13 protein-coding genes are annotated in these 13,392 nt (G+C 73.0%); 5 read left to right on the top strand and 8 right to left on the bottom strand.

What is annotated here, in order from left to right:
- Positions 1–34: 34 nt before the first annotated feature.
- Both ABZ621_RS02425 and ABZ621_RS02430 read left to right on the top strand, forming a co-directional pair.
- Positions 35–1,717: an FAD-binding oxidoreductase gene (locus ABZ621_RS02425; RefSeq protein WP_360599812.1), complete on the top strand. Its 1,683-nt coding sequence runs from the start codon at positions 35–37 to the stop codon at positions 1,715–1,717.
- A gap of 125 nt (positions 1,718–1,842) precedes the next feature.
- Positions 1,843–3,351, top strand: a complete 1,509-nt coding sequence (locus ABZ621_RS02430; RefSeq protein ID WP_360599814.1) for an FAD-dependent monooxygenase — start codon at positions 1,843–1,845, stop codon at positions 3,349–3,351.
- An 18-nt stretch (positions 3,352–3,369) separates the two neighbouring features.
- Here the strand turns inward: ABZ621_RS02430 and metF are convergent, their stop codons facing one another.
- Positions 3,370–4,269 (bottom strand): methylenetetrahydrofolate reductase [NAD(P)H], encoded by a 900-nt coding sequence (gene metF / locus ABZ621_RS02435; protein ID WP_360599816.1) that lies wholly within the window; start codon positions 4,267–4,269, stop codon positions 3,370–3,372.
- Positions 4,266–5,249: a carbohydrate kinase family protein gene (locus ABZ621_RS02440; RefSeq protein ID WP_360599818.1), complete on the bottom strand. Its 984-nt coding sequence runs from the start codon at positions 5,247–5,249 to the stop codon at positions 4,266–4,268. The genes metF and ABZ621_RS02440 overlap by 4 nt, the downstream gene beginning before the upstream one ends.
- A gap of 227 nt (positions 5,250–5,476) precedes the next feature.
- Here ABZ621_RS02440 and ABZ621_RS02445 point away from each other — a divergent pair, with 227 nt between their 5' ends.
- Entirely contained in the window at positions 5,477–5,779 is a 303-nt protein-coding gene (locus ABZ621_RS02445; RefSeq protein WP_360599820.1) for an Ada metal-binding domain-containing protein, read from the top strand.
- Positions 5,776–6,306 carry a hypothetical protein gene (locus ABZ621_RS02450; RefSeq protein WP_360599822.1) on the top strand — a complete coding sequence of 177 codons (531 nt, stop codon included), beginning with the start codon at positions 5,776–5,778 and terminating at the stop codon, positions 6,304–6,306. The genes ABZ621_RS02445 and ABZ621_RS02450 overlap by 4 nt, the downstream gene beginning before the upstream one ends.
- Before the next feature lie 67 nt (positions 6,307–6,373).
- Here ABZ621_RS02450 and ABZ621_RS02455 read toward each other — a convergent pair whose 3' ends face one another.
- Positions 6,374–6,565, bottom strand: a complete 192-nt coding sequence (locus tag ABZ621_RS02455; RefSeq protein ID WP_360599824.1) for a hypothetical protein — start codon at positions 6,563–6,565, stop codon at positions 6,374–6,376.
- A gap of 62 nt (positions 6,566–6,627) precedes the next feature.
- Positions 6,628–7,509, bottom strand: a complete 882-nt coding sequence (locus ABZ621_RS02460; protein ID WP_360599826.1) for a winged helix-turn-helix transcriptional regulator — start codon at positions 7,507–7,509, stop codon at positions 6,628–6,630.
- A gap of 154 nt (positions 7,510–7,663) precedes the next feature.
- Here ABZ621_RS02460 and ABZ621_RS02465 point away from each other — a divergent pair, with 154 nt between their 5' ends.
- Positions 7,664–8,956 (top strand): MFS transporter, encoded by a 1,293-nt coding sequence (locus ABZ621_RS02465; protein WP_360599827.1) that lies wholly within the window; start codon positions 7,664–7,666, stop codon positions 8,954–8,956.
- 132 nt (positions 8,957–9,088) lie between these two features.
- Here the strand turns inward: ABZ621_RS02465 and ABZ621_RS02470 are convergent, their stop codons facing one another.
- The 4 genes from ABZ621_RS02470 to ABZ621_RS02485 form a co-directional block, all read right to left on the bottom strand.
- Positions 9,089–9,622 carry a hypothetical protein gene (locus ABZ621_RS02470; RefSeq protein ID WP_360599829.1) on the bottom strand — a complete coding sequence of 178 codons (534 nt, stop codon included), beginning with the start codon at positions 9,620–9,622 and terminating at the stop codon, positions 9,089–9,091.
- Positions 9,623–9,774: 152 nt separating this feature from the next.
- Positions 9,775–10,287, bottom strand: a complete 513-nt coding sequence (locus ABZ621_RS02475) for a DinB family protein (RefSeq protein WP_360599831.1) — start codon at positions 10,285–10,287, stop codon at positions 9,775–9,777.
- A gap of 648 nt (positions 10,288–10,935) precedes the next feature.
- Entirely contained in the window at positions 10,936–11,709 is a 774-nt protein-coding gene (locus tag ABZ621_RS02480) for a glycosyltransferase family 2 protein (protein ID WP_360599833.1), read from the bottom strand.
- Positions 11,710–12,213: 504 nt separating this feature from the next.
- Entirely contained in the window at positions 12,214–13,242 is a 1,029-nt protein-coding gene (locus tag ABZ621_RS02485) for an MASE1 domain-containing protein (protein WP_360599835.1), read from the bottom strand.
- Positions 13,243–13,392 lie beyond the last annotated feature (150 nt).

The raw sequence follows: 13,392 nt of genomic DNA on the forward strand, positions 1-13,392 counted from the left end.
GGCGAGCGCGCGCGGCGGTGGGAGGGGATGCCCGATGACGTACGGCGGACACAACGTGAGCAGGCGCGGCATGCTCGCGGCGAGCGCCGCGATAGGCGGCGGCGTGCTGCTGCCGGCCGGGCAGGCGGTGGCCCGGCCGGAGGCGGCCCTGCCCGAGACGGCCCGGCCCGAGGCACTGGTGACCGTCACCCCGGACGACGCGCGCTACCCCGACCTCGTCCGGGGCTGGAACCAGCGCTACGTCGGCCGGCCCGAGGCGGTCCACGTGCCCCGTTCGACCGCCCAGGTCGCCACCGCCGTCCGGCAGGCCGTCCGGGCCGGCAAGCGGCTCACGGTGCGCAGCGGCGGACACTGCTGGGAGGACTTCGTCTTCAGCCCCGACGTCCAGGTCGTCGTCGACCTGTCGGCGATGCGGGACGTGGACTTCGATCCGGCCATGAACGCCTTCGTGGTGCAGCCCGGCGCCCAGCTCCTCGACGTCTACGAGCGCCTGTACCGCACCTGGGGCGTCATCGTGCCCGCCGGCATGTGCTTCCAGGTCGGCGCGGGCGGCCACGTCAGCGGCGGCGGCTGGGGACTGCTGTGCCGGCAGCTCGGCCTGGTGGTGGACCACCTGTACGCGGTCGAGGTCGTGGTGGTGGACGCCGACGGCACCGTACGCACCGTCGTCGCCACCCGCGAGGACGACGATCCGGACCGGGACCTGTGGTGGGCCCACACCGGCGGTGGCGGCGGCAACTTCGGCGTCGTGACCCGCTACTGGTTCCGCAGCCCCGGAGCGAGCGGCACGGACCCGGCCCGGCTGCTGCCCGCCCCGCCTCCGGAGGTCCTGGTCAGCGCCGTCTCCTGGCAGTGGTCCGAACTGGACGAGCGGTCCTTCGCGCGGCTGGTCCGCAACTACGCGGACTGGCACGTGCGGCACGCCGCCCCCGACGACCCGACGACCGCCGTGTGCAGCCTGCTCTCCCTCAACCACGTCTCCAACGGAGCCGTGGGCCTGATCACCCACGTCGACGCGAGCGTGCCCGGCGCCGCCCGTCTCCACGACGAGTTCCTCGCGGCGGTCACCGAGGGCGTCACCGCCGCGTACGGACCGGTCACCACGCGGATGGGCGAGCTGACCGCGCTGCCGGAGCTCGCCACCCCGCGCCGCCTCCCCTGGCTGCAGGCGGCCCGCTACCTCGGCACGGCCAACCCCACCACCAACGACCCGACCCAGAAGAGCGACTTCAAGTCGGCGTACATGAAGGCCGGCTTCCCCGAGCGCCAGCTGGCCGCCCTCTACCGCCACCTGACCCGTACGGACCTCGGCAACCCCACCGGATCGGTCATGCTCAGCTCCTTCGCCGGCCAGGTCTCGGCCGTCGCCCAGGACGCCACGGCGAGCGCCCACCGGGACGCCGCGTACAAGCTGGCCTGGATGATCTGGTGGGACGACCCGGCCGACGAGCGGGACTGCGTGCGCTGGCTGCGCGAGTTCTACGCCGACATGTACGCCGACACCGGCGGCGTCCCGGTCCCCGGGGCGGTCACCGACGGCTGCTACGTCAACTACCCCGACGCCGACCTCGGCCTGCCGGAGTTCAACCGCTCGGGCACGCCCTGGCACGACCTGTACTACAAGGGCAACTACCGCCGCCTGCAGCGCGTCAAGCAGGCGTACGACCCCGGCGACGTCTTCCGGCACCGGCAGTCGGTGCGGCTGCCGGGCAACTGAGCGGGCGCCCGCCCGTACGACCCCGGCCCGCACCCGGTGCAACCCGTCGGAGCGAGCCGGTGTTACCCCTCACGTACAGCATCCGTACGCGTGCCGACCGTGCCGACCACCCCGCAGGAGCACCCATGCCGAACAGCCCAGCCGTGGACACCCAGGTCGCCGTCGTCGGCGGCGGGCCCGTCGGCACGCTGCTCGCCCGGGAACTGGCCCTGCTGGGCGTGGACGTCACCGTCGTGGAGAAGCTGCCCTCGCCGTCGGGATTCTCCAAGGCGGGCACGCTGCACGCCCGCACCGCGCAGACCCTGCACCGGCGCGGTCTCCTCGAAGCCGTGCAGCCCGGCCCGCCCGCCCCTCCGGTGGGCCGCGGCCGCGTGCCGTTCCACTTCTCCGGCATGTTCGACCTCGACCTCGGCCGGGTCGTCACCGAGGGCCCCGCGATCGTGGGCAGCCCGCAGGCGTGGGCGCAGGAGGTGTTCGCGGACGAGGCCGAACGGCTCGGCGCGCGCATCCGGCGCGGCAGCGAGGTCGTCGGCCTCGACGAGGAACCGGACGCGATCCGGCTGACCCTGCGCGACTCCCGGGGCGCCACGGACACCCTGCGCGCCTCCTGGGTGGTCGGCGCGGACGGCGCCCGCAGCGCCGTGCGCCGGCTGGCCGGCATCGAGTTCACCGGAACGCCCGCCCGCGTCGGCGCCCTGATCGGGGAGGTCCGCCTCCTCGACCCGGCGCGGGCGCCGCAGGGCTGGCAGCGCAACCCGCGGGGCTGGACCCTGGTGTGGCTCAACCTGTTCGGACGCAGCCGGGTGTGCACCTACGACTTCCGCGGCCCGCACCCGGACCGGCGGGCGCCCGTCACCCTCGACGAGTTCCGGAAAGAGGTCGAGCGGATCGCCGGCCACCCGGTGCCGATGGACTCGCCGAGCGGACTCACCCGCTTCAGCGACGCCGCCCTGCAGGCCGAGTACTACCGCGTCGGCCGGGTCCTGCTGGCCGGTGACGCGGCCCACGTCCACTTCCCGGCCGGCGGCCAGGGCGTCAACCTCGGCCTTCAGGACGCCGTCAACCTCGGCTGGAAACTCGCCGCCGAGGTGCACGGCTGGGCACCGCCCGGACTGCTCGACACGTACGAGACCGAGCGGGCCCCCATCGCCGAGGCCGTCCTGGAGAACGTGCGCGCCCAGGTCGCCCTGATGGACCCCGACCCCCGCATGGACTCGCTGCGCACCCTCTTCGCCCGGATGATGCACTTCGACGACGTCAACCAGTACCTCAGCGGCATGATCAGCGGCGTCGACGTCGTGTACGACACCGGCGGCCGAAGCGACCCGCTCGCCGGCCGCTTCGCCCCCGACCTCCTGCTGAAGACCGGCGACACGCTCACCGGCCTCGCCGAACTCCTCCACAGCGCACGCCCGTTGCTCCTGCTGCTGACCGACGCGGAGGACCTCCTCGCCGCCGCCGAGCCGTGGAGCCCCCGGGTCAACGTGGTGACGGCGACGAGCTCCGAACCGATCGGCACGGACGCCCTGCTCATCCGGCCCGACGGATACATCGCCTGGTCGGCCCGGGGCGGCACCGGGGACGCGGACGCGCTGGCCGGTGCCCTGGGCTGCTGGTTCGGGGACCCCGCGTAGCCGGGATCCCCGGCGTGCTCAGCGGACGCGGAGCCCCCGCGCGAACCCCGACGCGAGCACCTCGCGGTGGATGTCGAGGGCCGCGTCGGACTTGTTGAGCGTGATGTAGTGCAGCCCGGGCGCACCCTCGGCGAGGAGGCGCCCGGCCATGGCGGTGGCATGCTCCACGCCGATCCGATGCCCCTCGGCCGCGTCGTCGCGGGCGCCCTCCAGACGGTGGGCGAGGTCCTCGGGGAAGGCCGCGTGGGACAGTTCGGCGAAGCGGCGGATCTGACGGACGTCGGTGGCCGGCATGATCTCCGGGATGATCGGGATGTCGCAGCCGGCCGCCGCCACCCGGTCCCGCAGCCGCAGGTAGTCCTCGACGCGGAAGAACATCTGAGTGACGGCGTAGTCGGCCCCCGCCCGGCACTTGGCGACGAAGTGGCGGATGTCGCTGTCCCAGTCCGGCGAACGCGGGTGCATCTCCGGGAAGGCCGCCACGCCGATGCTGAAGTCCCCCAGCGAGCGCACCAGTTCGACCAGCTCCCTGGCGTAGGTGAAACCCGCGGGGTGAGGCGTCCAGGGGCCGTTCGGATCGCCGGGCGGATCACCCCGCAGCACCAGGACGTCCCGGATCCCCGCGTCGGCGTACTGCCCGATGACGTACCGCAGTTCGGCCACCGAGTGCCCGACGGCCGTCAGGTGGGCGACCGGCCGCAGGGTGGTCTCGGCGGCGAGGCGCCGGGTGACCTCGACGGTCCGCTCGCGCGACGAGCCGCCGGCACCGTAGGTCACGGACACGAAGGCGGGGGAGAGGGACTCGACGCGGCGCACGGAGTTCCACAGGGCGCGCTCGCCCCGCCCGGTCTTCGGCGGGAAGAACTCGAACGAGAACGAGGGCACGCCGCTCGCCAGTGCCGCGCGCACGGCGCTCATGACAGCACCGCCAGGCGCGGCCCCATCAGACGGGCCGCGTCGGGCCCGTACGCGCGCTCCACGCGCTCGGCCAGATCCGCCGCCAGCAGCTTGTACTCCTGGGTGCCGACCGTCTCCAGCACGACCGAGGCCAGCGCGCAGCCGAGCTGCGCCGCCCGCTCCTCGGGCCAGTCCCAGCCGAGACCGGCGAGGAACCCGGAGCGGAACGCGTCCCCCACCCCCGTCGGGTCGGCGATGTCCGCGGTGGGGACGGCGGGCACGTCCAGACGGGGCCGGCCGCACCGCTCCAGGGAGACGCCGTCCGCGCCCCGCGTGGTGACCCACAGGCCGACGCGCTGCAGGATGTCCCGCTCGCTCCAGCCGGTGCGCTCGCGCAGCAGGGCGGACTCGTACGCGTTGGTGAACAGCAGGTGCGCGCGATCCACCAGCCGGCGAGCCTGGGCGCGGTCCAGGCGGGCGAGCTGCTGCGAGGGATCGGCGGCCAGGCGCATGCCCGCGCTCCGCGCGGCCTCCGTGTGGCGCAGCATCGCCTCCGGGGCGTCGGCGCCGACCAGCACCAGGTCGAAGCCGCCGCGGCGGTGCGCCGCGGCCGCGAGGTCGATCTCCGCGGCCTCGGCCATCGCGCCGGCGTAGAAGGTGGCGATCTGGTTCTGCGCCTGGTCCGTCGTGCAGACGAACCGGGCGGTGTGCAGGGTCTCGCTGATCCGGACGGACTCCGTGTCCACCCCGGCTGCACGCAGCCAGGCCCCGTACTCGGCGAAGTCGGCGCCCACCGCACCGATCAGACAGGGCGTCAGGCCGAGCCGCGCGAGTCCGAACGCGATGTTGGCGCCGACACCGCCGCGCCGCACGTCGAGACGGTCGACGAGGAAGGAGAGCGACACCTGCTCCAGCCGGTCGGCGATCAGCTGGTCGGTGAAGCGACCGGGAAAGGACATCAGATGGTCGGTGGCTATCGAGCCGGTCACGGCGATTCGCACGACGGTCTCTCCTTCAACCCGGGGTCGATGGACGCGGCCCGGCGCCCGGTGCCCGGCGGCCGGGTCGCGCGGGCCGCCGGGGCCGGGCCCCGGCAGCGCGGGGATGCCCTGCGCGCAAGCCTGCCGCGCGCCGCTGAAGCGCCGATCGAGGCCACCCGCCGACGGCCGCGACGTCGACGTCCGGAAACCGCCGGTACGGCAGGCCGGGGACGGTGCACAGTGGGTCCGTGGATGGACGACGGACGGACGGCACGGCCCGCGCGGCCGCGCCGCGCGGATACACGCTGATCGGCGCAGACGGGCGGCCCTGTCACAGCGACGTGGCCGGCCGGTTCGGCGGCTACCGGCGCGGACGGATCTACGGACGGCTGGACTGCCCCTCCGCCCTGCGGCACATCGCCCGAGGCCACTACGTCCGCCACCGCGTGTTCTTCGCGGACGAGGCGACCGCCGTCGCCGCGGGATACCGCCCGTGCGCGGTCTGCCTCCCCGACCGCCACCGGGCATGGCGCACCGGGGAGCCGGCATGAACGAGCCCTCACCCCGGCTGCGCGCACCGGCCCTCTCCGACTACGCCCCCTGGCCCGCTCCCCGCCCGCACACGGGCCCCGAACTCGCCCGCCTGCTCGCGCTGCTGGAAGCCGGTGGCCATGGCGGCGGCAGCGTCGCGCTGGGACACGGCCGGGACACCGCGTCCAAGGACGCCGCCGAGGCGTTCGCCGACGCCTGGCAGAAGAGCGGCGGGAGCCTGGCCGCCGTGGTCGACTGGCCGGAGGACGCCGCGTCCTGGCTGCGCCAGGCCCGTCGGCTGACCAGCCCCGAACCGGATGCCTGGGTGGTGGCCGCGGGTCCGGTCGGCTGGGCCCAGATGAGCCGCCGACTGCGCCACAGCACCGACTGGGACCCGCACCGGACCTTCGGCTTCGCGTCCGTGGGCGACGCGCGCGTGCCGGCCGCGGTGGGCCCGGGCGTGCTGGACGGGATGCGCGGAGCGACGGCGGACGGCAGGGTGTGGACGGTCCGCCGGGGCTGGATCGTCGAATCCGACAGCGGGTGAGACCCCGGCCGCGGCTCCGGTGGCGGTCAGAACCACCGACCGCCCGATCGGCCGCCGCCTGCGTCCTCTAGCCGGGCGGCAGGCCCAGGAACTTCGCCGGAGCCAGCGCGAGGAACGCCGACATCGCCGTGGCCAGGCGGGCCGCTTCGGGGCCACCGGGCTCGGCCGCCAGGCTGCGGAACGTCAGCTCCAGAGCGCGGTCGCCGTCGCGGACGAGAAGAGTGGTGATCCGGGCCTGCTGGGGTACGTGAGGCACCATCGTAACGCGCCGCGAGACCAAGATGATCATGAATTTCGCGGCGCCTCTCGACCGGGTCACCCTCACCCCTCCGCCGCCAGGCGGCGTACCACGGTCAGCGCCTCGTCCACCGCCGCGGGAATGTCCGTCACCGGGAAGCGCGCGTGCCGCACCACGCGGTCGCGGTCCACCACCAGCACCGCCCGCTTCAGCCGCAGCAGCTGCCCGGCACGGAAGGTGGGCAGCCGCAGGGCCGCGGCCAGGTACAGGTCGACATCGGAGAGGAGAGTGAAGGGGAGACCCTCCTCGACCGCGAACACCCTTTGCTCGTCCGGGCGTTGGGTGCTGACGCCACGCACCTCCGCGCCCGCCGCGCGGAAGTCGTCGTACGCGTCCCGGAAGAGCCGGTTCTCCAGCGTGCAGCCGACGGTGCCGGGGATGCCCGCCCAGTCGTCCGGCAGCGGACTGGGCCGACCGGTCGCCGGATAGCAGAACAGGACGGTGGCCACGGTGTCGGCCACCGGGTCCACGGGCGCGCCGTCCCGGTGGCCCGGCAGCTCCAGGCGCGGCAGCCGTTCGCCCGTCAGGCCCGCGACGCGCCGCGCCTCCGTGCTCTCCTCGCCGGCGGTGCCGCTGAGCGAGCCGTCACCGAAGATCCAGCGGTCCGCCCAGTCCTGCATCGACAGCAGGACCGGCAGCAGCCCCCGCCCGCTGTCCGTCAGCCGGTACTCGTGCCGCACCGGCCTGTCCTGGTAGGGGACCTTCTCCAGGACCCCCGCGTCCACCAGGTGCGCCAGGCGCTCGGTGAGCACCTTCCGGGAGATGCCCAGCTCCTCCTGGAGCGCGTCGAACCGGTGGTGCCCGCGCGCGGTCTCCCGGATCAGGAGCAGGCTCCACCAGTCCCCGACCACCGCCGCCGCCTGCGCGATGGCGCAAGCGGAGTCCTGCTCGGGCACCGACCTCATCACGGCGTCTCCCCTTCTCCGGTTCCCGGTTCTCCGGGCGCTGCGGCCGCATGTCGGGACCATCTTGCGCCACGAGGTCAGTTCCCGATAGAAACTCACCCGGAACGAGTGAGTTCCCAAAGGAGACTAACAAGACCAGGGGGGTGGGCGCCGTATGAGCGAAACGCGAGCGATCCCGGACAACGACAACGACAACGACAACGACAACCACCTCGTCCGACACGACGAGGTCGAGGAACAGGTGGCATCACCGCCGGGAGTCTTCTGGCGCTTCTGGGCCGCCGCCACCGTCAGCGGCGCGGGCAGCGCCGTCACCGCCCTCGCCCTGCCGCTCGTCGCCCTCACCGTCCTCGACGTCACCGCCTTCGAGGTCGCCCTGCTCGCCGCCGCCGGACAGGTCTCCTGGCTGCTGCTCAGCCTCCCGGCCGGCGTCGTCGCGCAGCGCGTACCGCTGCGCCGGCTCCAGGTCGCGCTCGACCTCGTACGGTTCGCGGCGCTCGGATCGCTGCCGCTCGCCTGGTGGCTCGGCACCCTCACGTATCCGCACCTGCTGCTCGCGGCGCTCACCACCGGCGCGGCGACGGTGCTGTTCGACATCGGCAACTCGACCTTCCTGCCGGCCGTCGTCCCGGCCCGGCAGCTGGCCGCCCGCAACAGCGTCATGTCCGGCACGCACGCCGTCACCGACACCGGCGGCCCCTCCCTCGGCGGCATCCTGATCGGGGCGACCGGCCCGGTCGGCGCCCTCGTCGTGGACGCCGCCAGCTACCTCGCCTCCGCCGCGCTCCTGCGCACCCTGCCCGAGAGCCGCCCCGGGCCCCGCACCGGCGAGAGCGCGCTCCGGCTGATGCGCGAGGGCTGGCGGTACGTCACCAAGCACCCCGTCATGCGGCCCTGCATGATCTGGGCGACCGCCGCCAACTTCCTCAACGCGGCCCTGGTCGCCCTCACGCCCCTCTACCTGGTCCGCGAGGCAGGCCTCGACTCCGTACAGCTCGGTCTCGTCCTCGCCATGGACGGGGTCGGCGCGCTCGCCGGCGCGGCCGTCGCGGTCCGCGTGACCTCACGCCTCGGGACCGCGTGGGGCATCATCGTGGCCGACCTGGCCGGCGGCGCGCTGCTCCTGCTCGCCCCGCTCACCACGTCGGCGGGGGACGCGTACTGGTTCGCCCTGGGCAACGCCGGCTTCGCCTTCGGCACCGTCATCGGCTCGATCACCACCCGCACCTACCGTCAGACCCAGTCGCCCCCGGAACTCCTGTCCCGTGTGATGGCCACGGTCCGCTTCGTCTCCTGGGGCGCCCTCCCGCTCGGAGCACTCACCGCCGGCCTCCTCGCCACCTGCGCCGGCGCCCACACCGCCCTCTGGATCGTCTGCGCCGCCGCCTTCCTGCCCCCGCTCTACCTCTTCAGCAGCGGCGTGGGCCGCCACCGCGACCTCACCTGACCCCAGGCCCGGCCGTGCCGACACGGAGTCGACGAACGTCCGGCACGGGGGACCGCGGCGCTCCCGACTTCGTGTGTACCGGCCGGACGACGCTCAACCCTGATGATCGTCAGCCGCGTTCCGCGAGCCCCGTCAGCCGGGGAAGGAGAAGTAGAGCGTGTCGCTGTAGAAGGACGCGAAGTGCTTCTGCCAGTCGGCTCGTATCGAGGCCAGCCAGTCGTCGTTCTGCCCGGAGATCGCGGCCTCGGCCCGGGCGACGGTGTCGGGGATGTCCTCGGACACCAGGCGCCGGACGCTTGCCGCCGGATCGTCATCGGTCATCGAGACGATCTCACCGGTCTCGAGAACGAAGTGCTCCGCTTGCTGCTTCTCGAGGTGGGCCGTGGTCCTGGCCACGCACTCGGCGAACTCGACGTCGCCCTCCAGGCCCTTGCCGACCACGCGCAGGAGGTCGTGCAGCAGGGCCGCCCCGCCCGCGTACTCCGCGGCGATGCCGATCGGAGGGTTCCAGATCATGGACGGGACGATCGTCGTCCCGCGCCCCACCATCAGTTTGTGCGCGAGGGGGATGTCCCAGTTGTGCTCTGAAACGCAGCGGATCCGCTGGGGGAGCTCTGCCTCGTTCGGCATCGAGTCTGCGGAGTAGAGGTACGAACGGTTTGCCATGTCCGTGACGCTAACACCGGGCACCGACAACGCCGGTGGCGTGACCGGGGACCGTGAAGCCCGCCGCAGGCGGCGGGCGCCCTGCAACGACTACGGCGGCAACCGGTGACCACGCAGTGCCGTCGCCAGGGCCAACGCTTCCTGATCCGGCGCTATGCGCCGGTGGCGCCGTCGATGCGTTCCCGGACCAGATCGGCGTGGCCGTTGTGGCGGGCGTACTCCTCGATCATGTGGACGTAGATCCACCGGAGGCTGACGTCCTGGCCCATGAAGCGGCCCGTATCGGTCAGAGCACGGTCGGCGCAGTGCTCGCGGGCGATGGCGATCTCCGCGTGCCAGGTGGCAAGGGCGTCATGCAGGGTGGCGCCCGCAGCCACGTCGAAGCCGCCGTCGGGGCCGTCCGGGTCGGCCCCCGGATCGTAGATGGGCGGGGCCTGTTCTCCGGCGAACACGCGGCGGAACCAATTCCGCTCCACCTCCGCCATGTGCTGGACGAGGCCGGTCAACGTGAAGCCGGACGGCGGCACGGATGCGACGGCGGCCTGCTCGTCGTCCAGGCCCTCGCACTTCATGGCGAGCGTGACGCGATGAAAGTCGAGCCAGCTTTCGAGCGTGACGCGCTCGTCGGCGTTCAGGGGCGGAAGGGGGCGTTCGATGGCGCTCATCGGTCGATGATCGCCAGCGGCCGAAGCCGTCGACAGCCAGGCCCTCACAGCAGGCCGAATGCTGCCTGCTACGGCGTCAGGTCGTGTCTGACGAGTGATCACCGAGCGTAGACGCGGAGCCCGGCGCAATGTTCTTGCTGTCCTGACGGAGCCCGGCGATTCTGGGTCGATGCCAGGACAGGGGAAGAGGAAGCGGCGGCAAGAGGCAGGGCGGCAGCGGCTGGCTGCTCGCACCGCGTCGGACGCCGGACAGTGGGAAGTAGTCCTTGAGACAAAGGACCAAGCAGAGTTGCGTGCGCACCTGCGGCGTCTTCGGGAGGAGGGGATCGACGAATCGCTCCTCCGGATGGACACGCTGTGTCGACGCCCGGTGGAGCAGAGCACCTATCGGCTGAGCCGGTTCGTGGAAAGCACCGCTCCCACGTCGCACCGCGAGGTCTCTGACGATTGATCCCGCGGCGGGCCGAAGCGAGTTGACGGCCGCGGACCGGTGAGCCGCGCCGGATCGCATGGACCGCAGCCGTCGGTTCCACGGTCGTCCGAGCTAACCAGCACGCGGCCGGCGCCCGCGACCAAATGGGAACGTCCTGGCTTCCCTGGTCCTCAGGCTCCGTGAACCCACCGGATGATCAGGTGCTCAGACACCCCTCAGATCCGGGAGTTGCGCAGCGACTGCCACGTGGCGCCGGCGAGCGCCCGTGCCGACCGGGGGACCGACAGGTGCTCGTGTTCGCGGTACAGCTCCCAGTTGTACTTGATCAAGGACGCCTTGTTCGAGGACAGGGAGTTCGCCTGATGGGCCCGGTACACCGCGAGCGGCTCGGCCAGGCCGCGGGCGTCCGCGCCGTCCCGCATGATCGACAGCCACAGGGCGTAGTCCTGGCGCTTGCGCATCTCCGGCATCAGCCTCGTGCCCAGGATCCGGCGGTCGTACATGGCGGTGAGGGCACCGATGTAGTCCCGGACGAGCATCGCGCGGTAGTCGACGTGTCCGCGCGCGCGGATCACCCGGCCGTTCGGGACCCAGTCGGTGCTCTCGCCGGCGTGGTCGGCGTCCATCTTGAAGTACGAGGTGAACGTCAGCGGCGCGGTGCCCTCGGCGGCGAAGGCGAGCTGCTTCTCGGTCTTCTCGGGAAGCCACATGTCGTCACTGTCGAGGAAGGCGACGTAGTCGCCTCGGGCACGCGAGATCGCGAGATTGCGGGCCCGGCCGGCACCGCCCCGCTCGGGCGCCGACTGCGGCAGGACGCGCTCGTCCTGCTCGGCGAACTCGCGGAGCAGATCCATGGAACCGTCGGAGGACTGGTCGTCGGTGACCAGCAGCTCCAGGTCGACGTGGGTCTGCGTGAGCACCGACCGTACGGCCGAGCCAAGGGTCGCCGCGGAGTTGTACACGGGCATGACGACCGACACCAGGGGCACAGCACTTCTCCTTGCAAGACCAGGAACGACAGCCCATTCAAGCACCGCCAGCGACCATCAGCCGCCACGCGGACGATTGTCGCAGGTCAGCGTGCTGTCGGGCTTCCCAGGACCGCACGCGACGTGCCGACGCCCGGCACCCGGGACGAGGCCGGCGTGGGGGACAGGGTTCCGCCCATGCCGCCCATGCCGCCCATGTTGGGGCCGTTGGGGCCGAAGTCCATCCCACGAGGTCGGCCCGTCGGTCCCGGAGTACGGAAATCAGCGTGGCGGGCAGTCCGAGGATGCCGTCCTCGTGGGCGTCCCTATCGGACCCGGATGATGTCGCCCGGCTCCGCCAGTCCGGCGGACGCCGCGTCGAGGCCGCCCGCGACGGGTCGGGTGCCGCCCCGCCCGGTTCCCCGCCCCGTCCCCGCAGGCCGCTCCGTCGTGGCCGCGTACAGCCGCCCTCGGCGACCGGGGTCCCGCGGACCGGCTCGGCGTGGGGCGAGGGGGCGCGGGCGCTCACGGATCCCGGTGTCCGCCGAGCGGGTCCGCCCTGCTCCCGGGCGTGCCGGCGGTGCCGGGCGGACCCGGCGGGGGATCGCCCGCCGCGAGGTGCTCCAGGACCTCCGCCAGTTCCTCGCAGGCGCGGCGCACCGACCGGCGGGTCGCGCGCTGCTCGGTGATGACGGCGGCGAGGAGCAGGGCGGTCAGGGCGGCGGAGCCGTTGAAGGCCTGGAGCTTGACCATGATCTCGACGTCCGACAGATGCAGGAACGCGCCCCGCCCGGAGGTCGCCTCGAAGGTGGTGAGCACGGATGCGAAGAGTGCGCACAGCACGCTTCCGGCGAGCTGGAAGCGGAGCGCTGCCCAGATCAGCAGGGGGAAGACGAGGAACAGCATGCTCATCGGGCTGAGGACGGCCAGGGGCATGAGGACCAGGGTCGCCAGCCCCAGCAAGGCGGCCTCCTTCCAGCGCCGCAGCCGGAACCGTCCGTCCGGCCTCCCGAGGACGAGCAGGAGCGGGGCGACGAGCAGCACCCCCATCGTGTCGCCCACCCACCAGGCCAGCCAGACGGCCCAGAACTCGCTCCTGTGCAGGGAACCCGTCGCCACCTGCAGCCCGACCCCCGCGGTCGCGCTGATCAGCATCGCGCCGAACCCACCGAGGAAGACCAGGGCGACTCCGTCCCGCAGCCGCGCCATGTCGAGCCGGAAGCCGACCCGTCTCAGCAGCAGGAAGGAGCAGAGCGGCGCGATGGTGCTGCCGGCCACGGTCACCAGAGTGGTGGGCCCCGGGGTGGTGAGGGAGGCGATGATGAGGAAGGAGCCGAGGGCGATCCCGGGCCAGACCCGCGCGCCGAGCAGCAGCAGGGCGGCGACGGCGACGCCGGTGGGCGGCCAGATGGGGGTGACGACCACGCTTTCGACGACGAGGCGTCCCAGCAGGCCGAGCCGCCCGGCCGCGTAGTAGCAAGCCGCCACGGCCAGCGACGCCAGGGCCGCCTCCGTAAACCTTCGGAACTGCCGAGTGACCAACACGTCAGCCATCAGACACCGGCCGGGCCGCCACGGCCGGGCAAGGACCCCTGCGTGTCGGGCCGCTACGGTACGGCACGAGCCCGAACCGCTCCGAGATCCGGCGCGGTGCGCCGGGACCCCGGCGGACCCAACGGCGGACCCAGCGGACGCAACGGACCC

Source organism: Streptomyces sp. NPDC007863, assembly GCF_040633895.1.
In the GTDB taxonomy this organism is placed as follows: domain Bacteria; phylum Actinomycetota; class Actinomycetes; order Streptomycetales; family Streptomycetaceae; genus Streptomyces.